The 20,736-nt window shown below is 61.8% G+C and carries 20 protein-coding genes and 2 pseudogenes; 13 read left to right on the top strand and 9 right to left on the bottom strand.

Translation table 11 applies throughout. The features are described 5' to 3' along the window. Nucleotides 1-93 precede the first annotated feature (93 nt). Entirely contained in the window at nucleotides 94-924 is an 831-nt protein-coding gene (locus tag OGM60_04310) for a Cof-type HAD-IIB family hydrolase (protein UYJ00022.1), read from the top strand. 257 nt (nucleotides 925-1,181) lie between these two features. Beyond that, nucleotides 1,182-1,514 carry an MGMT family protein gene (locus OGM60_04305; protein UYJ00021.1) on the top strand — a complete coding sequence of 111 codons (333 nt, stop codon included), beginning with the start codon at nucleotides 1,182-1,184 and terminating at the stop codon, nucleotides 1,512-1,514. A 60-nt stretch (nucleotides 1,515-1,574) separates the two neighbouring features. Here OGM60_04305 and OGM60_04300 read toward each other — a convergent pair whose 3' ends face one another. The 3 genes from OGM60_04300 to OGM60_04290 form a co-directional block, all read right to left on the bottom strand. Then, nucleotides 1,575-1,715 carry a hypothetical protein gene (locus tag OGM60_04300; protein UYJ00020.1) on the bottom strand — a complete coding sequence of 47 codons (141 nt, stop codon included), beginning with the start codon at nucleotides 1,713-1,715 and terminating at the stop codon, nucleotides 1,575-1,577. Beyond that, complete coding sequence (locus OGM60_04295) at nucleotides 1,712-2,671, bottom strand: hypothetical protein (GenBank protein UYJ00019.1); 960 nt, start codon at nucleotides 2,669-2,671, stop codon at nucleotides 1,712-1,714. Before OGM60_04295 ends, OGM60_04300 begins: the two co-directional genes overlap by 4 nt. Nucleotides 2,672-2,928: 257 nt before the next feature. Next, a complete protein-coding gene (locus OGM60_04290; GenBank protein ID UYJ00018.1) occupies nucleotides 2,929-4,179 on the bottom strand; it encodes an MFS transporter in 1,251 nt (416 codons plus the stop codon). Nucleotides 4,180-4,572: 393 nt separating this feature from the next. Between OGM60_04290 and OGM60_04285 the strand changes: the two genes are divergently transcribed. The 8 genes from OGM60_04285 (at nucleotide 4,573) to OGM60_04250 (ending at nucleotide 11,960) form a co-directional block, all read left to right on the top strand. Further along, entirely contained in the window at nucleotides 4,573-5,592 is a 1,020-nt protein-coding gene (locus OGM60_04285; GenBank protein UYJ00017.1) for an SPFH domain-containing protein, read from the top strand. Nucleotides 5,593-6,003: 411 nt separating this feature from the next. Beyond that, nucleotides 6,004-6,741 (top strand): response regulator transcription factor, encoded by a 738-nt coding sequence (locus tag OGM60_04280; protein ID UYJ00016.1) that lies wholly within the window; start codon nucleotides 6,004-6,006, stop codon nucleotides 6,739-6,741. Between the two features lie 105 nt (nucleotides 6,742-6,846). Beyond that, nucleotides 6,847-7,806 (top strand): ABC transporter ATP-binding protein, encoded by a 960-nt coding sequence (locus OGM60_04275; GenBank protein ID UYJ00015.1) that lies wholly within the window; start codon nucleotides 6,847-6,849, stop codon nucleotides 7,804-7,806. A 160-nt stretch (nucleotides 7,807-7,966) separates the two neighbouring features. Continuing rightward, nucleotides 7,967-8,848 carry a hypothetical protein gene (locus OGM60_04270; protein UYJ00014.1) on the top strand — a complete coding sequence of 294 codons (882 nt, stop codon included), beginning with the start codon at nucleotides 7,967-7,969 and terminating at the stop codon, nucleotides 8,846-8,848. A 141-nt stretch (nucleotides 8,849-8,989) separates the two neighbouring features. Further along, the gene (locus tag OGM60_04265; GenBank protein ID UYJ00013.1) at nucleotides 8,990-9,907 is read left to right on the top strand and encodes a HAMP domain-containing histidine kinase; all 918 of its coding nucleotides are present in this window, start codon (nucleotides 8,990-8,992) and stop codon (nucleotides 9,905-9,907) included. A gap of 167 nt (nucleotides 9,908-10,074) precedes the next feature. Further along, nucleotides 10,075-10,695, top strand: a complete 621-nt coding sequence (locus OGM60_04260) for a helix-turn-helix domain-containing protein (GenBank protein ID UYJ00012.1) — start codon at nucleotides 10,075-10,077, stop codon at nucleotides 10,693-10,695. 95 nt (nucleotides 10,696-10,790) lie between these two features. Then, nucleotides 10,791-11,243 (top strand): hypothetical protein, encoded by a 453-nt coding sequence (locus OGM60_04255; GenBank protein ID UYJ00011.1) that lies wholly within the window; start codon nucleotides 10,791-10,793, stop codon nucleotides 11,241-11,243. A 96-nt stretch (nucleotides 11,244-11,339) separates the two neighbouring features. Next, entirely contained in the window at nucleotides 11,340-11,960 is a 621-nt protein-coding gene (locus tag OGM60_04250; protein UYJ00010.1) for a helix-turn-helix domain-containing protein, read from the top strand. A 236-nt stretch (nucleotides 11,961-12,196) separates the two neighbouring features. On the opposite strand, the gene OGM60_04245 is transcribed toward OGM60_04250, so the two are convergent. Further along, nucleotides 12,197-13,330 (bottom strand): helix-turn-helix domain-containing protein, encoded by a 1,134-nt coding sequence (locus OGM60_04245; protein UYJ00009.1) that lies wholly within the window; start codon nucleotides 13,328-13,330, stop codon nucleotides 12,197-12,199. 350 nt (nucleotides 13,331-13,680) lie between these two features. Here OGM60_04245 and OGM60_04240 point away from each other — a divergent pair. Together OGM60_04240 and OGM60_04235 are read left to right on the top strand one after the other, a co-directional pair. Continuing rightward, nucleotides 13,681-13,842 (top strand): annotated as a pseudogene (locus OGM60_04240) (helix-turn-helix domain-containing protein). Between the two features lie 25 nt (nucleotides 13,843-13,867). Next, nucleotides 13,868-14,005, top strand: a pseudogene (locus tag OGM60_04235) (helix-turn-helix domain-containing protein). Between the two features lie 366 nt (nucleotides 14,006-14,371). Here the strand turns inward: OGM60_04235 and OGM60_04230 are convergent. Then, the gene (locus OGM60_04230) at nucleotides 14,372-15,685 is read right to left on the bottom strand and encodes an L-serine ammonia-lyase, iron-sulfur-dependent, subunit alpha (GenBank protein UYJ00008.1); all 1,314 of its coding nucleotides are present in this window, start codon (nucleotides 15,683-15,685) and stop codon (nucleotides 14,372-14,374) included. Nucleotides 15,686-15,952: 267 nt separating this feature from the next. On the opposite strand from OGM60_04230, the gene rpiB reads away from it, so the two are divergent. After that, nucleotides 15,953-16,420, top strand: a complete 468-nt coding sequence (rpiB, locus tag OGM60_04225) for a ribose 5-phosphate isomerase B (protein UYJ00007.1) — start codon at nucleotides 15,953-15,955, stop codon at nucleotides 16,418-16,420. Between the two features lie 232 nt (nucleotides 16,421-16,652). Here rpiB and ndk read toward each other — a convergent pair whose 3' ends face one another. From ndk to OGM60_04205, 4 genes are all read right to left on the bottom strand, one after another. Then, nucleotides 16,653-17,057 carry a nucleoside-diphosphate kinase gene (gene ndk / locus OGM60_04220; protein ID UYJ00006.1) on the bottom strand — a complete coding sequence of 135 codons (405 nt, stop codon included), beginning with the start codon at nucleotides 17,055-17,057 and terminating at the stop codon, nucleotides 16,653-16,655. Between the two features lie 386 nt (nucleotides 17,058-17,443). Then, a complete protein-coding gene (gene argH / locus OGM60_04215) occupies nucleotides 17,444-18,874 on the bottom strand; it encodes an argininosuccinate lyase (protein UYJ00005.1) in 1,431 nt (476 codons plus the stop codon). 118 nt (nucleotides 18,875-18,992) lie between these two features. Beyond that, nucleotides 18,993-19,163: a hypothetical protein gene (locus OGM60_04210; GenBank protein ID UYJ00004.1), complete on the bottom strand. Its 171-nt coding sequence runs from the start codon at nucleotides 19,161-19,163 to the stop codon at nucleotides 18,993-18,995. A 233-nt stretch (nucleotides 19,164-19,396) separates the two neighbouring features. After that, on the bottom strand, nucleotides 19,397-20,623 hold the full coding sequence (locus OGM60_04205) for an argininosuccinate synthase (GenBank protein UYJ00003.1): 1,227 nt from the start codon (nucleotides 20,621-20,623) through the stop codon (nucleotides 19,397-19,399). Nucleotides 20,624-20,736 lie beyond the last annotated feature (113 nt).

The following is a 20,736-nucleotide window of genomic DNA, read 5'->3' as shown; positions in this document are numbered from 1 at the left end:
ATCTTCACGTGTCCACGCCTTCGACATAGCCAAGGCCTTACGAGGTGGGCGATAATAAGCCCGCCTCGTTTTTTACGTTGTATGGGGGATTGCATGTACCGACTTGTTGCCAGCGATATGGATGAGACGTTTCTCGATGCCGACCACGCCATCCCGGCGTCCAATCTCCGAGCACTCAAACGCATGAGGGAGCTCGGTGTGCTGTTCGTCCCTTCGAGCGGGCGATGGTATTCCTCTATCATGGACAACTTCTCGGGGGAGGCCCGCGAGCTGATCGAAGACGGCTATGTGCTCTCCTATAACGGCGGCTTCATCAACCGCGTGGGAGACCCCACCCCGCTCACCACCTGCGGCCTTTCCAACGAATGCGCGAACGCGATCTATGCAAAGGGGCTCGAACTCGGACTCTGCATGCACGTCAACGTCGCCGACGGCCACGTGTTCGTGAATGACGCACCCACACGGGAGCGCGACTATCTGGAATCGATCACCGGGGTCACTCATTTTCGCGGATCTGACCATCCCGACCTCTCATTCCTTGAAGGCCGTGGCATCGTGAAGATCCTGTACGTCGACTGGGACTTCGATGCGCTGCAGGAATTGGGCCGCAAGCTCGCGCCGATGGCCGAGCGACTCGGCGTTGACATCACCTTCTCCTCCAAGCGCTACCTCGAACTCATGCCCGCAGGCGTTGACAAAGGGACGGGGCTCACGCGCCTTGCCGATATGCTGGGAATTCCGATGTCCGAGGTCATCGCCGTTGGCGATTCCGCAAACGACCTCTCCATGATCAAGGCGGCAGGACTGGGCATCGGCGTGGCGAATGTCACCGACGGCGTGCGGCCGTATTGCGATGTCGTTCTTGAAACGGCCGGGACCGACGGCGCGTTCTCCGAGCTCGTCGAGCGATTCCTCGAGCCCTAACGCCCGCATGACGCCGCGTCTTTCTATTTGTAACCCTTGGTTAACTTGTGAAGAGGCCGTGTGCTCGTCGGTCTACGACTTGGGTCTCATAGAATTAGCTATAGTTAACTCAACGAAGGCACAGGCGAATTAAAGACCTTCGACACGAACGTTGCGCCTTCCCTCCCCTCGCGCAACACCTCTTTGGAAAGGCGCCCCGCACATGTGAGGCGCCTTTCTTGACTACAATGGCGGTATCGATCGAAAGTGAGGATGGCATGGCGGACCGGAACACCGACGGATTCTTCAACCGCGTATACGACATGGTGCGCCAGGTGCCCTGCGGCATGGTTGCCACGTATGGTCAGATCGCCAAGCTCGTTGGTGAGCCCCGTCGAGCTCGATATGTGGGATACGCCCTGCACGTCAATCCGGAACCCGGCACCATCCCCTGTCATCGCATCGTATTCGCCGACGGACGCCTCGCGGAGGGGTTCGCCTTCGGCAGACCCGAGGTGCAGCGTGCATTGATCGAGGATGAAGGCGTTGCCTTCCTCGCCAATGGGCATGTCGACCTGCAGGCCTCTCGCTGGCCCGCAGGCCTGGTATGACAAGGGGCGCCAACTGAACTGCGCCCCTTCCCGTATTTGAATCTATGACAGGCAGCCCGCTCAGACGGTCGCCTCGAGCGCGTCCTCTGCACGGTCGACCGTACTTCTGGCCTTGGCGCCCTGTTTGAACCACGTGCGCAGGTCCTCGAGCGTGCTGCCCGCTGCATACACTTTGATTTTGCGACCACCCCTCGTGGTCACCGTGCAGCGGTCGCCGCTCTCGCTGTTCTCGTGCGCCGTGATCTTCTTGAGGTAATCGCGGCGAAACGCCACGACGCGGGCGTTGCTGATCTCGATGAACCAATCGTCGTCGACAAGCGAAGTGCCCGTGGCACCTCGGCTTGCCATCTCCTCGGAGAAGGAGAAACTGAGTTCGCGCTCCTGCCTGCCGATCTCGAGGATGCCGCGGGCGGGCATGCCGAGCATGAGCAGGGGCAGGAACCCCCCCCTATGAACAGGAAGAGGAACGGGACGAGTAAGAGCAAGCGGGCTCCATCTTCGGTGAAAACAGCCATGAAGGCGATCACGAACGAGAAGACGAGGGCCATGCCGTTGAAAACAATCGTCAGCGGCTTGATGGCAGACCAACACAGGCCCGCCTTGGTCATGGGACCGTCGACGGCGTCCGAGACTTCGATGCCCCCTTCCTCCAGACGGGCGAGGAGGTTGAGCGAGCACACCCCCTCGAGGCTTATCGAGCAGAACTCCCGGTCGCCCTCGAACAGGTCGATCCTCATCATCTGCGCGTGAAGCGTTGCACGGGTGATGTTGCCAAACGTCGTCTCCTTGCGGATGCCGAAGGCGTTACGCGAGAGAATGCGCCCACCGTCCACGTCGATACGCGGGATGCTCAGCAAGGCCCAGATAGCCATACCCGCGAGCGCCATGGCATGACCGAACCACACAAGTTCGTGGTCCCACTCGCCCAGCGAGACGCCCTGCCAGACGTAGACACCCAGCATGAGCAGTTCGAACGCGACGGCGCAGCAGGCGATGATCGTGCGGATGGCTGCGGGCATGCGCACCGTGAAGCAATCGAGGCTGTCCGTTGCCTCGCTGCGCTCGCGCGCGCCGCGGCGGGCGACCCATGCAGTGAGCGGGCCGACGATGAACACGGTCATACCGACGCGCAGAATGGATTCGAGCAGATTACTCATAGGGGCCACCGCCTCGGGCTCTGGAGATTAACTGCAGGAAACGCTGCCAGAACGATGGGATGCGCACAACGTAAGGAGCCGCGTATCGGCAAGCGGCGGCATCGCAATCGCCCGGCGAACAGATGATGATCGGCGCCGGGCCAGACGAATTAAACAAAAGGGTGGTCGACGGCGCCCTCGCAGGCGCACCGTCAACCACCCTTCACGTCGCAGCGACCCTACGAGCCGTCCGAAACGAAACGCACTCCGCCAGAGCGCTACCCAATCTTGCGGATGCTCGGGATCGCCCAGGTGATGCCTGCTAGGATCACCATTGCAGCACCGATGAGCACGAAGCACGCGCTTACGCCGATGGCGTCCGCGAACAAGGTCGATGCGACGAGCCCCACGGGCATAGCCCAGCTGCAGACCGCTCCGTACAGACCGAAGACGCGGCCCATGCACTCGGGATCGACGCGCTCCTGCATGAGCGCCATCTGCGGCGCGCTGTACAGCGGACTCGAGACCCCCATCGCGAACGTAAGCCCCAGAAACACAACGAGCGCGGAAGGGGGCACGAGGCCGCCCGCGAGCGTGCCCGCTCCGAAGAGGCCGATGGCCAGCGTGCACGAAAGCGCGCGGTTCTTAAGGCCACCCGTCGCCCCGATCCAGCCGCTCGCCGCGATCATGCCGACCGAGAACGCGATCTCCGCGATAGCCGACTGCGTAGTGGTGCCCCCAAAATGGTCGAACACCATGAGCGGGAACAGCGCGGATATGGGCGAGAACAGGACCGAGAAGGCGAAGCCTATCCAGAGCATGGCGAACAGACCGTGATGGCGTTTGAGCTCGCGGTACCCGTTGGCCGTCTCCAATAGGAAGGCCCGCACCGCGCGGTGCGACGCCTCGGCGTTCTCCTCGGGCGTATGGCGCTCGGGCGCCGGCGTCTTGATGCCGGAGGTCGCCACCGCGATGCTCGCGAGCACCGCGCCGGCGACATCGAGCGCGATCATGAAGGTCAGACCAAACGCCGGGTAGACCACCGCGGCGATGGCGTTGCCGATGATATAGCTACCCGACTGCATGAACTGCAGCATGCCCGCCAGCTTGCCGAGCACCTCGGGCGGGGCGATGAGCGGTGTGAGCGCGTTGAAGGCGGGCGTATGGAGCGTGCTGCCCAGCGCACGGACGAACAGCACCGCCGCCACAACGGCGACAGAGAGGTCGCCCCGAAGCGAGCCGAAGACAAGCGTGAGGCTCACGGCCGCGATGAAGAGATCGGCGCCGATCATGAGACGCTTGATGGACGTGCGGTCCACGATGGTGCCCGCGAAGGCGCCGAGGAGCGCCATGGGCAAGAAGGCCGCCAGGCTCACGAACGACAGGGCGCTCGCGGAGCCGGTGGTGAGGGTGACGTGCCAGATGAGACCCATCTGCAGAATGGAGCTCGTGAGCACGGAGAAGAACTCGCCGATCCAGACGATGGCGAGCGAGCGCTTCCAAGAAGCGCAGGGATTCAGTTGTGTCATGGAATAATCCTTTGATGCGATCGGTGGTATGCAGCGAAGTACCGGTCGCTCACGCGACCGTGGCTAGAGCCAAATCCTCATGGAAGCAAGCATGGTGCAGCTCCCCTTTCCAAATCTCGAGGTAAACCTTCAGCCGTGAGTGGGGCTATTATAGGGACTTGCGAGCCAAGATGCAACAGGAAGACCTCTACGGAGCGTAGATGCCGGGCGCCCCGAACCACTTATGCCATGAGAGACGGCATCCGATTCTCCTTGACTTGGTCTCAATGTGATATCACAATGCAATCAGCAGCCGCACGGACTGCTCGGGGATTCGCCTCCTCCCCATCGCAATCTGGAGGCGGCGCCGGGGCCGTCACGCAAACGCCGGCGCAGTCATGAAAGGAACTCACAATGAGCGTGGAAAAGCAACTCAAGGCCAAGTCGGGCTACGGCATGCTCGTCGCCGTGGCGGTGGCGCTCATCGCCATCATCGGCCTCTTTATCTGGAGCACCATCGGGCTCGCGAGCACACCCGACGGCGTCGACGCGCCCGCAGCCTACGGATGGGGGCTCGGCCTCAGCATCCTCGCGTTTTGCCTGTGGTTCATCCCGCTCAACGGATTCTTCTCGCTGCAGCCCGGCCAGGCGCGCGTGTGCATCCTGTTCGGCAAGTACGTGGGCACCGTCCGCGACGAGGGCTTCTTCTGGGCCAACCCGTTCTTTAGCAAGAGCATGGGCGGATCGGCCGGGATCGGCGATATGATCGAGCTCGAGATGAGCGATTCCAAGGCCGCCAAGGCCGCGGCGCAGAAGGCCGCCAAGGGCAACCCCACCACCATCTCCACCCGCGTGCGCACCCTGAACGGCGAGCGCCTGAAGGTCAACGACAAGATGGGCAACCCCATCGAGATCGCAACCGTCGTGGTGTGGCACGTCGCCGATACCGCCAAGGCGCTCTTCGACGTGGACGACTACCAGAGCTACGTCTCCATGCAGGCCGAAACCGCGCTGCGCCATGTGGCGAGCGTGTACGCCTACGACCATCTTGAGGACGAATCCGACGCATCCGGCGCCATCACCCTGCGCGCCAACGTCGAGGAGGTCTCCGAGGCCCTGCGCCGCGAGCTGACGATGCGCCTGGCGCCCGCCGGCGTCGAGGTCGACGACGCACGCCTCACGCACCTCGCCTACTCCCCCGAGATCGCCCAGGCGATGCTGCGCCGCCAGCAGGCCGAGGCCGTCATCGCCGCGCGCAAGAAGATCGTCGAGGGCGCCGTCTCCATGGTCGACATGGCCGTTAAGGAGATGGCCGCGGGTGGCACCATCGAGCTGGACGACGAGCGCAAGGCGCAGATGGCCAGCAACCTCATGGTGGTGCTCTGCGGTGAATCCGAGGCGCACCCGGTCCTGAACGCAGGTTCTCTGTACTAACCACCCAACCTCAGTTTAGGGACAGTCCCTAAACTGAGGTTTTGATACGCTTGGAATCGTTCCAGTTACACGCATCTCAGCTCGATAAGAAAGCACGTCATGGCACGCAAGCAATACCCCCTTCGCATAGACCCCGCCATATGGGAGGCCGTCCAACGCTGGGCGGACGATGAGATGCGCAGCGCCAACGGCCAGGTGGAGTGGATCTTACGCGACGCTCTCAAGCGTGCGGGAAGACTGCCAAAGAAGGAGAAACCACACAATGCATCCGATGGGCAGGTAGACAGCCTGTAGCCGCAACCCGCCAATCGATGTACACCCCCTCGAAAGCACATCGCTTTCAAGGGGGATTATTTACGTCTCTGAACAATAATGGACGCACCCAAGGCAGACGCGGACGAGGAGACCAACATGACCGCGGACATCCTGGTCGTCGAAGACGACGCCGACATCAACGAGATCATCTCCACCCAGCTCTCACGAAATGGGCACACCTGCACGCAGGCGTTCTCCGGGACCGAGGCGCTCATGCGACTCGACCCCAATGGCGGCCTGCTCCCCTACGACCTCGTCATATGCGACCTCATGCTCCCCGGGGCCACGGGCGAGCAGATCATCGACAGCGTGCGGGGGGCTGATTCCGCGCTGCCCGTGATCGTCATCTCGGCGAGGACCTCGACCGCCGACCGGGTGGAGCTGCTCAAGCTCGGTGCAGACGACTACCTCACCAAGCCATTCGACCTTGATGAGCTCGCAGCACGCGTCGAGGTGCAACTCCGGCATAGGTCGAAGCAACGCGGACCACGCACGAACGAGAGCAGAATGCCGCACGAGAAAGCCAGCGGCACGCTCGTCTTTCGCGACTGGATGCTCGAACCCTCTTCACGTACCTTCTTGGTGGCGGGCTCCCCGCTTCAACTCACCCGCATCGAGTTCAACCTCCTCGAGGCCATGATGCGCCAGCCCAGGCGCGCCTTCTCGAAGCAGAATCTCTTTGAGGCGGCCTGGGGTGAACCCTATGCCGGCGATGACAGCACGGTCACGGTCCATATATCCAACATCCGCGCCAAGCTCAAGCCGTCGGGCACCGACGCGTACATAAAAACCGTCTGGGGCATCGGCTTCAGGCTCGACGAGGATGAGCGCTAACCCACCACGCTGAACTTTACCCTTTCTTTAGAGTTGCTTCGGACTTTATCAAGAGATGGACCGCATCCTTGTAATCAAGTTGATGCTGAACTGCAAGGAGGCACCATGAACATCATCGAAACCCATGCGCTCTCGCGCGTCTACGGCAAGAGGCGCGCCGTCGACAGCCTCGACATGTGCGTCGCTGCCGGCGAAATATACGGATTCGTGGGCAAGAACGGCGCAGGCAAGTCGACCGCGATGAAGATGATCGCGGGGCTCGTGCGCCCGACCTCGGGCTCCGTAGAACTCTTCGGAGCGCAGAGACGAGCGCGCGAGGGGTTCTCCCGCGTCGGCGCACTCATCGAGGACCCCGGCATCCTGCCGACGTTCTCCGCACTCGAGAACCTCATGTGCAAGGCGCTCGCCCTCGGCGTCGTCCGCCCCAATGCGCACTGTCGCGAACTACTGGAGCTTGTCGGCCTTGCCGACACGGGAAGCCTGCGCGTCAAGAAATTCTCCCTGGGCATGAAGCAGCGCCTGGGACTCGCACTCGCGCTCGTGGGCGGACCGGACCTGCTCCTGCTCGACGAGCCATTCAACGGGCTGGACCCCGAATCGACGAGGGCCATGCGCGGCGCCCTTGTACGTCTCAACCGGGAACGGGGCGTGACCATCGTTATCTCAAGCCACGTCCTCGACCAACTCGACCGCATGGCGACGAGTTTCGGTGTGATCAGGTCGGGCCGCATGGTGCGCGAGCTCTCCATGGACGACCTGCATCGGGAGTGCGGCAACTCCATCCGCATTAGGACGAATGACCCCGCACGAACGCTCGCGATACTGGAGGAGGCGCTGCCGGGGACGGCACTGCGCGCGGAGCCGGACGGGTCGATTCTCGCGAGCGCAGCCGTACGCCACGCCGCCATGAGCTTCGGGGGCGCCGCTGTCGCCCCCATGGCGCCCTCCGCGGAGGACGTGGCAAGGGCCCTCAGTGAGCATGGCCTGCTCATCCTCGAGCTCAGTCACGTCGAACGCGACATCGAGGAGTACTTCGTCGAGCTGATGGGCGGGCCGGATGCTTAGTCCAACGCCCCTCCCGAGCGCCTTTGCGCCGTCCACGCTCATGCCCGCATGGCCGCCGACACTTGGTCGGCTCGCACCAGCCATCAACCTCCTCATCGACATCGCGCTCGTCGCGTTCCTCGTCTACATCCTCGTCGCCGCCCGGAAAGGCAGGTAAACCATGTTGAATCTCCTTCGCTCGGACCTCTATCGCTGCACGCGCTTCCGTGGGTTACGCGGACCCCTGTGGCAGTATCTCTCCGTCGTCCTCGGCGTCGCGATCCTCGAGGTCGGGCTTAACGCCCTCACCATCTCTCAGGGACTCGGTGAACTCGAAGCGATCAGCGTACACGAATCCCTCGCCACGCCCTCAGTGTTTTTGGACTGGTCCATGTTCGGCTCCGTCTCCGTCGTGGCCTTGGCGAGCGCCTACGGCATGGTCGAGTGGATATTCGCCGATCTGAATGACGGCTATGTCAAATCGCTCGTCTCATCGCTCGCCGGGCGCCTGTCATATTTCACGGAGAAGGTCGTGTTCTCGGGCATCTGGGCGGTCATGATGCTCATCGCGGGCATCGTGTGCCACCTCATCTGCATGCAGCTGCTCCTCACCCTTCCCCTGGGCCTCTCCTTCACCTCGTTCGACGGGACGGCCGAGTTCGCGCTGTGGCTGCTCGGAGGCTGGCTCGCCGTGTGGGCGCTCACGGTGATCCCGCTTTCCGTCGTCCTGCTCTTCCGCAAGAAGCTGCCCGCCTACACCCTCACGTTCATCCTGATCATGGGCGTCGTCCCCGTCGCGCTCATGTTCGCGGCCAATATGGGGGTGCAGGCCGCTCCCGTGTTTGAGCCGCTGTTCTCCGCCCTCACCGGCATCGCGAACTGGATGCCAAGCATGGTCATCGCCGCCTTCAAGCTCGGGGCGGGAGCCATGTTCGATCCAGCGCAGACCTTGCCGCTCATCGGCGCCGTCCCCACGTGGCTGTGGGGTGCGTTGGCGGGCCTCATGTGGACCGCCATCGGCGGCGGCGCGCTTCTCCTCACCGCAAGCAGGCGAGACCTGTGATCCGCGGGTGCTCGATGAGTCGCCGCTCAGGCCCGCCCTCGAGTCCGCACCGAGACGGCGACGAAACCCGACTATCCTATCTTTAAGCTCCCCGCCGCCCACCTGCTCGTCAGGGGGGCGGCACGACATCAAGGAGGCACCGTGTCCCCAGGCGCACTCGCCGTACTCATGCTCATCATCGGCGTTCTCGCGGGCGCGCTCATCACGACTGCGGCATATGCACCCGAGCTCCGCCGAATCTCGCGGCTGCTCGACGCGCGTCGGGACGGCAGCGCGTCCGCCAACGCGCGCGTCACCATCGGCTCGCGCGCCCCAGGAGTCGCCGAGCTCGCCGAGGCGATCAACCGAGAGCTTGATTGCGCCATGCGCTCGCATATAGATGGCATGAGAGCCCAGCGGGACTTCCAACGCGACCTCTCCGCGCTCTCGCACGACATACGGACCCCGCTCACCGGGGCAAAGGGCTACCTGCAGCTCGCCGCAAACGAGGCGGACCCCGCGCTCAAGCGGCAGCGCATCGACGCCGCGGTCGAGCGCATCGACCGGACCTCCGAGCTTCTTGACGCGCTCTTCTCCTACACCAAGGCGAGCGACCCCGACCTCGTTCTCAATGCCGAGCCCATCGACGTGCGCGAAATCGTCGAGCAATGCCTGCTCGGCCACTATCCGGATTTCGAACGGCTCGGATGGGAGCCGGTCGTAACGGGGACCGGAGCTCCGCGCATCACAGAGGCCGACCGGCAGGCGCTGGGGCGCATCGTGGAGAACCTCGTCGCGAACGCGCTGAGACATGGAAGCGGCGCACCCGAGCTCCGCATCGCGGCGGCGCCCGAACAGACCATCCTCTCCATCTCGAACCCCATCGAACGTCCCGATGAGCTGGATGTGGAGCATCTCTTCGATCGGTTCTACAGGGCAGACTCCGCACGGCGCGGCGGGGGGTCGGGGCTCGGCCTGGCGACGTCGGCGAAGTTGGCCGAGGCCATGGGGATGTCCCTCGAGGCGAAGGCGGATGGCGGCCGCCTCACCATCGAGCTCCGAAGCCACCAAAGCCGATGAACAATGTGGACTGTAAAACCTGCAGATCAGAAGCGTGTATAAAGCCTTTTGGCAGCGCGATCTGACCCCTCGGGGACGCGGTATAAAGACCTTTGATGGTACGATTTGCCCGTCAATGCCATGGTGACTCTCGACAAGGGTCACCCCGATCCGCAAGGAGCAAGCGCATGGAGCTGGGCTCTCACATCAAGGAGCATCGCACGGAACTCGGACTGTCCCAGGACGACCTGGCGGAGCGCATCTACGTGTCGCGCCAGACCATCAGCAACTGGGAGTGCGGCCGCACGTATCCTGACGTCCAGAGCCTACTCTTGCTCTCCAACGTGTTCGGGGTGACCGTGGACTCCCTCATCAAAGGAGATGTGGAAACCATGGCACAGGTAATGAACGAAGCGGTCAAGAAGTACAACACCCTCTCCACGATCACGGTCGTGAGCGCGGTCGTGTTTTTGGCGCTGAGCGCGTGGGCGGCTTTCCAGTTCGAATGGGGCTGGGGCGCCCACATCGCGCCCACCGCGGCGTTCGCCGCAGTGGCGCTTGTCGTGATGCTCGTGGCGTTCGTGTATCTGGAGCGTATGAAGAAGCAGCACGACCTCGTCACCTACCGCGAGGTGTTGGCGTTTAGCCGGGGTGAGCAGGTCGAGCGCGACACGCTCGAGGGACGTCGCGAACGCGAGATGAACCCTTGGGTCAAGGGCGCCCGCAACGGCGTGCAGATCATCATCGGCGCCATCGCCGGCGGCCTCGTGGGTGTTGGCATCGGCATGCTCGCCAAGATGTTGAGCTAGGTAGATCTGCAGACCGGATGGCCTTTCGCCGGCACGATCGCCCCCATTCCCGCCCCTCGTGGCAGAATGGGGGCGATTCTCGTTGAGGAGGCCCCATGAACGCAACCGCGCGCACATTGCTCATCGCCGCAGCCGCCATCGCCGCCGCATGTTGGGCGGTCCCCGCCTTCCTGGTCGGCGCCGTCCCACCCGATGCGGGGATGTTCGCCATGATGGCGCTCCTCTACGCCCTTCTCCCGATCACCGCGGTCGCCCTCGGCATGCTCGCCGCGGGCTCCGCGCGAACGCTCTTCTGGTTGCCCGCGGCGCTCGGGGCCGCCTTCGCCCTCCTGTTCCCCCCGCGGTCGAGGGCAGCCAGGATATCGCGTTCTACGGCATCGCCTACGCTGCAATCGGCTACGCCGCCATGGCCCTGCGCACTTGGACGATTGCTCGACAACATCGCTAAGCCATCGCCCCGCAAGCCTCCACAAGCCAGATCTCCCCGCGGCGATGGCACGCATCGCAGCAACAATCATGCAGGTAAACCCCGTGCAAAACAATTTTAGCAGCGCCCGGCAAGCCATGCCGCATATGATGTACAACAGATTCGATAGCGCACCCGATGTGTTCGCGGGACGCTCCTTCACGACCGGGAGGTGACGATGGACATCAGCAACCAGATCAAGACGCGGCGCGAGGCGATGGGCCTCTCGCAAGAGCAACTTGCCGAGAAGCTCTATGTATCGCGTCAGACGATCAGCAACTGGGAGCGGGACAAGACGTATCCGGACGTCCAGAGCCTGCTCATGCTGAGCGTCCTGTTCGACACCTCCATAGACACGCTCGTGAAGGGAGACGTGACCGTTATGGAAGAGGCAGTCGAAAGAGATCGCAAGCGCATGGGAACGCGGATGCTATGGCTGGCCGTGCTGATGCTCGCGTTGCTGGCGGTGGCGTTCGCACTGATACTGTCGCCGGCGTTTAACTGGATGGAGGGCACCTGGGGCGCCGGCGTCGCCGCGGCTGCGGCGTTCCTGCCGGCGATAGCGGCGCTTGTTGTCGCAACCGTCCTCGAGCGCATCAAGCGCGAGAACGACCTGGTGACATACCGCGAGATCCTCGCCTTCATGAACGGCGAGGCGAACATCGAGCGCGATCCGCGGGTACTCCCCCGCCGCGCGTGGCCGACGAAGCATCGACTGGCGTACGACTTGCTGACTTTCATCGCCGCGGCCGCCATCGGCGGAGCACTCGGCTTTGCCGTGTGGGGGCTGCTGAACTAGAGGCAGCATCTGCCGAAGTCCGCATCACGCGCGTCAAGAATCAGCGCTTTTGGGCGGCGGCGTTGCGCTCGTGATGCGGACTCGAAGGTGCCCGCAGCCGAAGACTTCAAATTGACGGCAAGCACTAGCTTGAGGCCCGCTCCACGCCGGCAATACAGCACCACCCAGCAAAATGCGGGCGGCCCCGGCACACCCGAGGCCGCCCGCTTCATTCAGACGGATGTCTTCGAACGCCTCTACTCCCTATCGCCGCATGCAGCCGCATCATTCTCATCGTCATCGTCGATAACGATAAGGGCGATAGCGGAGCCCAAGCTACCGACGACCCACGGGAGCCAGAACAGGCCGCCGATCCCCTCGGACGCATCCATGGCAGCACCGACGAACAGCCAGATGAGCGCGATGATGGTGGAGGCGAGCATGATCACGACGCAAGCCCTCTTCTTGCGCGCCGCTGTACGGCGATACTTGGGATTGCACGCGCGCAGATACGCCTCGCGGCTCTGGGGATCCAGCTGCGACAGCTCCTCCGCACTCAATTCGACCGTCTCGAGCCACTCCTTGTTGTACTCCGCGACATCCATGCGGCCCCACAGCATGCCCCAGTGGACAATCACCCCAACACCGACGGCGACCAGGACCATCATCAGCGTGTCGCCATATACCTGGACGTTCGCCTCCACCTCAAACAGCGCCGATACGGCGATGCCAAGAAGGATGATCGCGATACCCGAAACGATCGCGATCGAAGCACGACGACGCTCTGCCGCCTTTTGCTCTGCGGTGTAAAAGTCCGCAACATACGGATGGGCTTCCACAAAAGCCGCGTGCTCCATGCCGGATGGAATAAGGAATCCCAAGCCAGCGGCAACGAGCGCGAACAACGCCATGAGGACGATTCCGTCTGAGTGCAGGACCTCATCGGTGAAGACCGCGGCGGCGACCCCCAGGATGATGAGCGCCACACCGAGTGCGACCTTGCGGGCAAATGCGACCATGTGCTCGTCATAGCCGCATACATCCGTGTTGGGACCGACGGGGATCGCGGGCACAAAGGCGGATCCGATGTCGGACAACGAGTTCCGCCCGTGCGGAGCCTCGACGCGGACGACGGCGTTCCCATCGTTTTGCACGCCATCCGCGGCGCTCTGGCTCACGGCCGCGCGGCGCGACACGTCACCCTGCACCAGGTCATCGAGCGAGCACTCGAAGATCTGGCACATTTTGATGAGCTTATCCATCTCCGGGTAGGACTTCTCGGCCTCCCACTTGGTGACGGACTGGCGGGATACCCCAAGCAGCATGGCGAGCTGCTCCTGGGTCATGTGGCGCTCGGCGCGCAGATACTGAAGGTTGGTACGGAAGCTCATAGTAGGTCCTCTCGTTGGCTGGAAGCGGGCACGCGGGCGTCGTGATCTTGGCTCACGGCGACGGCGCGGGCGCGGCATCCCAGCGTTCGGTGCTTTCCTGCCGGCGACTTACACACTACGGTAGCCACATGGCCGAAACCACCAACTTGAGGCTTCATTTTACGCAACCTGCAGGCACCCTATGGTTGCAAACCGCAGGTAGATTGAATGGACGTCAAATTATTGGGAGCTTGCATCACCTGTGAACTCAAACGGTCCCCGCCGATGTTACGACCCGTTGCTTGCGGCAACGGGCCATCTGCGGGCAGCATTGCGGTAACGTAGGAACCGGGCGAGAGAAAGGATCCGCCATGCTGAACGAGAACATCCAGGTCCTCAGGAAATCGAAAGGGCTATCGCAGGAGGAGCTCGCGCTCAAGCTGAACGTGGTGAGGCAGACGGTTTCCAAATGGGAACGCGGGCTCTCGGTGCCCGACGCGGAGATACTCGTCGCCCTCGGTGAGACGCTCGACGTGCCGGTGAGCAAAGACGAGGCGCGAGGCGATGGGGCTCTCCCAAGAACAGCTCGCCGAGAAACTCTACGTGTCGCGTCAGACGATCTCGAACCGGGAGCGGGACAAGACGTATCCGGACGTCCAGAGCCTGCTCATGCTGAGCGTCCTGTTCGACACCTCCATAGACACGCTCGTGAAGGGAGACGTGACCGTTATGGAAGAGGCAGTCGAAAGAGATCGCAAGCGCATGGGAACGCGGATGCTATGGCTGGCCGTGCTGATGCTCGCGTTGCTGGCGGTGGCGTTCGCACTGATACTGTCGCCGGCGTTTAACTGGATGGAGGGCACCTGGGGCGCCGGCGTCGCCGCGGCTGCGGCGTTCCTGCCGGCGATAGCGGCGCTTGTTGTCGCAACCGTCCTCGAGCGCATCAAGCGCGAGAACGACCTGGTGACATACCGCGAGATCCTCGCTGTCCGCAATGCAGACAGGTGCTTTACAGCCACAAGCGCGATAGTTTCAACAACAAGATGCAGTGCCCCAGAGCCCCTAGCAGTCGACGATGGTCTTGCCGATCATGATGTTGAGGATCTCGACGTCGGTATCCTTCATGCCAACGCGGCCCACATAGCCCATGCTGGCGATCGTCTCTTCCACCGTATCCTGAATCAGGCCCTCGCCGGCACGGAAGCCGCGGCCCTGCATGGCCATATCGTGGCCCAGAATCGCCGCATCAACGGCAGCGGAAATCTTAGCGGCGCAGCTTGCCTTGGCGCCATCGCACACGATGCCGCCCACGTTACCGAGCGTATTGGAGACCGTCGCGCCGATCTGCTCGCGCGTGCCACCGCACAGCCAGGTAATCGCCGCGCCGGCACCGCACGCAGCGCAAATAGCACCGCAAAACGCCGAGAGCGCACCAATATAGCTCTTGATATGCACGGCAATAAGATCAGACAGCATCACGGCGCGCACCAGGCGCTCGTGGTCGCAGCGCAGGTAGTCGGCATATTCCATAACGGGCAACGCACAGGTAATACCCTGGTTGCCCGAGCCGCACACAATGGCGACCGGTAGCGCACAGCCGTTCATACGGGCGTCAGACCCGGCGGCCGCACGCGCACGCGCACGGCAGGCGACATCGTCGGCGCGAGCGCCCAGCAGCGTACGGCCCACCTCGGCGCCCCAAGCGTTCGCCAAGCCCTCGGCGCTAATAGCGCCGTTCAGCTCAATCTGACGCTCAACGGCAGCGCGGGCGCCCTCGATGTCGCCGTCCTCGATAAAGTCAATGATAGACTCAATCGACATGGGCGTATCGGCGGCACGCTCGGCCACGACGCGCTCGGCGCAGGCGGCACACTCCCCCGCCGACTTGCCACACACCGGAATGCCATCGAGTGTATGGCACGTAACATTGGTGTGATGGTCGGTGATCTCGACGACCGCAGTGTGACCTCCGGCCGTGGCAGTCACCTTAATGTAGAGGTTGGGCACACCCTCGACAAGCGACACATCGCAGTAGTCGGCATCGGAGAGCAGCTCGGTCACGCGAGCACGGTCTGCATCGCCAACACTCTCGAGCACCTCGAGCGCGCTCTCGGCGTCACCGCCCACGGCACCCAGCACGGCCGCGGCCTCAATACCGTGCATACCGCCCGAGTTGGGCACGGTCACGCTCTTTACGTTCTTGATGATGTTGCCTGAGCAGGCAACATCCATATGTTCGGGTTCGCAACCGAGCGTCTGGCTCGCCAGCGCCGCCGCATAGGCAACGGCAATGGGCTCGGTGCAGCCGAGCGCACAGACAAGCTCGCGGTTCAAAACATCACAAAACGCGGTATCACGGATGGAATCGGTAGGCATAGGTATCTCCTACATGTATAACGGGTTGCTCTCGCAAGTATCAACTTCTCCATTTGATAACAAGGCACCAAAAACCGCAAGTCGAGTTCCGGCAGACGGCCGCCAGAAGCAAATTGGCGGCATTTTTCGTGATGGGCTGATGTTCGCATCCGCTAAAGCGTTTGACCAAAAAACGCCCGAGTGTTTAGGCAAAAGACGCGCTATCATGCAGTCGAACGCGGTAAAACCTTTAGCAATTCCGCCGCACGGACCAGAGAGGAACCACTCATGAAGATCGGTATCGGCAACGACCACGCCGCCGTCGAGCTCAAGAACATCATTTCCGAGCACCTGAAGGAGCGCGGCTGCGAGGTCGTGAACTTTGGCACCGACACCTCCGAGAGCTTTGATTACCCCATCGCCGGCTACAAGGTGGGCAAAGCCGTAGCCAACGGCGACGTCGATCTGGGCATCCTGATCTGCGGCACCGGTGTCGGGATTAGCTTGGCCGCCAACAAGGTCGAGGGCGTTCGTGCCGTCGTGTGCTCCGAGCCCTTCAGCGCCAAGCTCTCGCGCATGCACAACAACACCAACGTGCTCGCCTTTGGCGCCCGCGTCGTGGGCTCCGAGCTCGCCAAGATGATCGTCGACGAGTGGCTCGATGCCGAGTTCGAGGGCGGCCGTCACGAGCGTCGCGTCAATCTCCTCAACGAGATCGACCAGACCCGCGGCCTCAAGGTCGTCGACGAAGCTTAAAGACCTACAACGCCATACGCCAACGAAAACCCCCGTCCGGAACGCAATCCGGGCGGGGGCTCTTTATTAGATTATTGGTGCATACCTAGAAATCTACCTTTCGCAGTCCATGTGCGACAAAAGGTAGATTTCTAGCCATGTCCCAAAAATCTACTGGGATAAAAAGGCGCCGCGGATGGAGTTCCGCTGCGCCTAAGCCACACGCTAACAGCTTTAAGGAGTCAAAGCTGGTTTAGCCAAAGAAGCGCTTGATCTCGATCTCGGCGTTCTCCAGGCAATCGGAGCCGTGAATCACGTTGGCGTTGACATCGACAGCGAAGTCGCCGCGGATGGTGCCGGGGGCAGCATCAAGCGGGTTAGTAGCGCCCATAAGGGTGCGCATCTTGGAGACAGCAGAAAGACCGGAAACGACCATCTTGACGACCGGACCGCTCGTCATAAAGTCGCAGAGACCGCCAAAGAAAGGCTTGTCGGCCAGATGAGCGTAGTGCTCCTCGACGGTAGCGCGCTCGAGCGTGGTCATCTCCATGCACTCGATGACAAGGCCGCTGCGCTCAATGCGAGTAACGATCTCGCCGATCTTGCGATCGCGCACGGCGTCGGGCTTAATCATGATGAAGGTCTTCTCGATAGCCATAAGGTAGCCTTTCAAGTAGGTTCGCGCGTGCCCAAGTCCCATTCCGGCACTCGCCTGGACTGCATCGTAACAGAGTTTTAGCTGCAGTTAAACAAAAAACTGTTTATTGAAGCGCTGCAATTAATTGAAGCGTTCTATATGTGTCACTTCTGTTTCGAAGCCCGACTAGAGTACCATCCGACTGTCCATCAACCGCACCGAACCGAGCGGACGGTCGGTTGCCGCCTGTGAACGTACCCCCCTTCACAACCTGTCCAAAGGTCCTACAGAAGTTCTCGACAAGCCCCTCCCCCATTACAACAAAATACAGACGCCCACATCAGCAGACGCCCGTAAGAAGCAAAAACGATTTATCAATAAATGGCCAATAAGCCTCAAGCAAACCCTTACTTTGCCCCGTGGCCCATCTCGACGACCTTGGTCAGCGACCCAAACACGCGCTCGTCGGCCACGAGCTGTACCTCGGCACGCTCCAGCTGGACGGCAACGGCGGCAGGAGCGGTACCGCCCTCGGTCGTGCGCGCAGCGACAATCGACGGGATATCGAGCGCCTCGGTAATATCGCGCTCAAAGAGCGGGCTTGCCTCCTGGAACACCTCGAACGGCAGGTCCTCAAGATTGCAGCCGCGCTTCTCGCACATCAGGACCAGATGGCCCACCACGGCGTGCGCCTCGCGGAACGGCAGACCACGCTTAGACAGGTAATCGGCAACATCGGTGGCGGCAAGGTGTCCCACGCCGCACTCGCACGCCATGGCATCCTCGTTGACGGTCCAAGTCGAAATCATACCGGCCATAACCGACAGGCACTGCATGAGCGTATGGGCGGTATCGAGCGCGCCCTCCTTGTCCTCCTGCAAGTCCTTGTTATAAGCAAGCGGCAGGCCCTTCATGGTCACCAGTAGCTGCACCAGGTTGCCGTAGACGCGGCCGCTCTTGCCGCGGATCAGCTCGGCAAAGTCGGGATTTTTCTTCTGCGGCATGATGGACGAGCCGGTGGAGTAAGAGTCGGAAAGCGTGATAAAGCCAAATTCGGAGCTCGACCACAGCACGATCTCCTCGGAAAGACGCGACAGATGCATGGCCATAACGGAGCCAGCGTAATGCAGATCGAGCAGGAAATCGCGATCGGAAACAGCGTCGAGCGAGTTAGGGATCACACCCGCAAAGCCAAGTTCGGCAGCCGTCATCTGGCGATCGAGCGGATAGCTCGTGCCGGCAAGCGCGGCAGCACCCAGTGGGCAGTTGTCGGCGGCATCAAAGGCGGCCTTCAGGCGCGTAAAGTCGCGCGCGAACATCCAGGAATACGCCAGCAAGTGATGCGACAGCAGCACGGGCTGAGCATGCTGCATGTGCGTGTAGCCAGGTAGAATCACTTTTTCGTACTTCTTAGCGGCATCCACCAGCACACGGCGAAGCGAAAGATTGGCCTCCATGAGCTCCTTGGCGAGCGCCTTGACGCCCAGGCGCGTATCGGTCGCAACCTGGTCGTTGCGCGAACGTCCGGTATGCAAGCGCTTGCCCGCCTCGCCGATGCGGCGCGTCAGCTCGCTCTCGATGGACATATGAATGTCCTCGTCGTTGATGTCGAAGGTGAAGTTACCGGCATCGATATCCTGCTCAATTCCGATCAGGCCCTCGGAGATCGCCTGCTCGTCCTCGGCACTGATGATGCCCTGGGCGGCCAGCATCTTGGCATGTGCCTTAGAGCCGGCGATATCCTGCTTATAAAGATGTTTGTCGACCGGCAGCGACGCGCCAAACTCCTGCGTGACCTCGGCCACGCCCGCCTCAAAACGACCGCCCCAAAGAGCCATGGAACCGTCTCCTTTCATCAAATACCTAAACAAGCGCCCAAAGCAAGGCACCCTGTCGCTAAAGCGATTTATCAACCGCTAGTTTTGCACATTCCCCACCGTGCGCGGGTCCATGCAGCTAATTTGCAAAGAAGTGACGCACCTGGCACTTGGCGCCCAACGTCTCCCTCCGGATGTTGCCCTGCGAACCATCGATCCAGGCCTTCAGGCTCATAGGGACGTCCTCGACCCTTGCAGCATCGAACTCGGGCGCGAGGGCAAGTAAAGCATGCGCGATAGCATTGAACATAATGGATACTCCTCATATATATAGGCGCAGAGCCGCCAAATTGATAGAAGGAGCCCCGCCGGACAACCCCGGCGGGGCTCGGACTCAGCCGCAGACGCGGCATCATATATGCGGGCGGAACGTAGGGGCCACCGATGTTAAGAAGTGTCAGCAAGCATAACGAAAGGTAGGGACCCCGTGCGCCCGTTATGTATCACGCGGATGGGCCGCGCGGATACCAAGGGAAGGAGGCGCTAGGCCTGGGCGGCAGCAGAGCTGGGGCCCTGGACCTTTGCCCACGTCTTGAGCGACAGCGTATCGATCTCGATAAAGCCGGCGCTGGCCTTCTCGTCAAACGTGGTGTCGCGGTCGTAGGTAGCCAGACCGTAGTCGTAGAGGCTAAAGGGGCTCTTGCGGCCGACAACGTGGCAGTTGCCCTTAAAGAACTTCAGACGGACAGTGCCGGTCACGAACTTCTGGGTATCGGCCATAAAGGCATCGAGCGCGTTTTTGAGCGGGCTGTACCACTGGCCGTTGTACACGGCGGTGGCCCAATCCTGCTCGAGCTTGATCTTGGTCTTGAGCAGGTCGCCCTCAACGCAAATGTCCTCGAGCGCCTTGTGGGCGGTGATGAGCGTCAGGGCTCCGGGAACCTCGTAGCACTCGCGGCTCTTAAGGCCCACCAGGCGATCCTCGACCAGATCGAGGCGGCCAAAGCCATTGTCGCCGGAAATCTTGTTGAGGGCGATGACGATCTCGGAGAGCTTCATCTTCTTGCCGTCGACGGCGACGGGCTTGCCGGCCTCAAACTCAATCTCGGTATACGTCGGGGTGTCGGGCGTGTCCTCGGGATTCTTGGTCATAACCCAGGCGTCATCGAGCGGCTCGTTCCAGGGATCCTCCAGGTGGCCGCACTCAATGGCACGACCCCACAGGTTATCGTCGATGGAATAGGGGTTGTCATTGGCACCCTCGGGAACCGGCACGTTGTGGGCGTGAGCATAGGCGACCTCGTCGGGACGGCACTTCAGATCCCACTCGCGAACCGGGGCGATAACCTTAAGCTCGGGGTCGAGGGCCTTGACGGCAGCCTCAAAACGAACCTGGTCGTTACCCTTGCCGGTGCAGCCGTGAGCGACGTAGGTCGCGCCAAACTCGTGAGCGACCTCGACGAGCTTCTTGGCGAGCAGCGGACGAGACAGGGCGGAGAGCAGCGGGTACTTGTTCTCATACATGGAGTTGGCGGCGATGGCCTTAGTCAGGAACTCATCGGAGAATTCGTCGCGCAGGTCGAGCACCTGGCAATCGAGAACGCCCAGGTCGAGTGCCTTCTGCTTCTTGGCGTCCAGGCCGGTCTCTTCCTGACCCACGTTGCCGCAGACACAAACGACATCGAGATTCTTCTCGTCCTGGAGCCACTTGACACATACGGATGTATCAAGACCACCGGAATATGCGAGAACGACTTTTTCCTTGCTCATGGCTGTTTCCTTTCGCCCTTGGTAGCTAGTTAGAACATCGGTCAGTTGCAAGTCATTTCAAGGTCAAATACCGTGCAATATCAGGTTAAAAAGCAAAAATCAGCACATACATG

This window comes from Coriobacteriaceae bacterium (genome assembly GCA_025757745.1).
Taxonomy (GTDB): domain Bacteria; phylum Actinomycetota; class Coriobacteriia; order Coriobacteriales; family Coriobacteriaceae; genus Collinsella.
The sequence above is the reverse complement of the archived record's forward strand: the minus strand, read 5'-3'. Positions and strand labels throughout refer to the sequence as shown.

Excerpts from the sequence above, each read along its gene's own strand:
- OGM60_04310 (UYJ00022.1), top strand. The coding sequence starts at position 94 with ATGTACCGACTTGTTGCCAGCGATATGGATGAGACGTTTCTCGATGCC.
- OGM60_04305 (UYJ00021.1), top strand. The coding sequence starts at position 1,182 with ATGGCGGACCGGAACACCGACGGATTCTTCAACCGCGTATACGACATG.
- OGM60_04295 (UYJ00019.1), bottom strand. The coding sequence starts at position 2,671 with ATGAGTAATCTGCTCGAATCCATTCTGCGCGTCGGTATGACCGTGTTC.
- OGM60_04290 (UYJ00018.1), bottom strand. The coding sequence starts at position 4,179 with ATGACACAACTGAATCCCTGCGCTTCTTGGAAGCGCTCGCTCGCCATC.
- OGM60_04285 (UYJ00017.1), top strand. The coding sequence starts at position 4,573 with ATGAGCGTGGAAAAGCAACTCAAGGCCAAGTCGGGCTACGGCATGCTC.
- OGM60_04280 (UYJ00016.1), top strand. The coding sequence starts at position 6,004 with ATGACCGCGGACATCCTGGTCGTCGAAGACGACGCCGACATCAACGAG.
- OGM60_04275 (UYJ00015.1), top strand. The coding sequence starts at position 6,847 with ATGAACATCATCGAAACCCATGCGCTCTCGCGCGTCTACGGCAAGAGG.
- OGM60_04270 (UYJ00014.1), top strand. The coding sequence starts at position 7,967 with ATGTTGAATCTCCTTCGCTCGGACCTCTATCGCTGCACGCGCTTCCGT.
- OGM60_04260 (UYJ00012.1), top strand. The coding sequence starts at position 10,075 with ATGGAGCTGGGCTCTCACATCAAGGAGCATCGCACGGAACTCGGACTG.
- OGM60_04255 (UYJ00011.1), top strand. The coding sequence starts at position 10,791 with ATGAACGCAACCGCGCGCACATTGCTCATCGCCGCAGCCGCCATCGCC.
- OGM60_04250 (UYJ00010.1), top strand. The coding sequence starts at position 11,340 with ATGGACATCAGCAACCAGATCAAGACGCGGCGCGAGGCGATGGGCCTC.
- OGM60_04245 (UYJ00009.1), bottom strand. The coding sequence starts at position 13,330 with ATGAGCTTCCGTACCAACCTTCAGTATCTGCGCGCCGAGCGCCACATG.
- OGM60_04230 (UYJ00008.1), bottom strand. The coding sequence starts at position 15,685 with ATGCCTACCGATTCCATCCGTGATACCGCGTTTTGTGATGTTTTGAAC.
- rpiB (UYJ00007.1), top strand. The coding sequence starts at position 15,953 with ATGAAGATCGGTATCGGCAACGACCACGCCGCCGTCGAGCTCAAGAAC.
- ndk (UYJ00006.1), bottom strand. The coding sequence starts at position 17,057 with ATGGCTATCGAGAAGACCTTCATCATGATTAAGCCCGACGCCGTGCGC.
- argH (UYJ00005.1), bottom strand. The coding sequence starts at position 18,874 with ATGGCTCTTTGGGGCGGTCGTTTTGAGGCGGGCGTGGCCGAGGTCACG.
- OGM60_04210 (UYJ00004.1), bottom strand. The coding sequence starts at position 19,163 with ATGTTCAATGCTATCGCGCATGCTTTACTTGCCCTCGCGCCCGAGTTC.
- OGM60_04205 (UYJ00003.1), bottom strand. The coding sequence starts at position 20,623 with ATGAGCAAGGAAAAAGTCGTTCTCGCATATTCCGGTGGTCTTGATACA.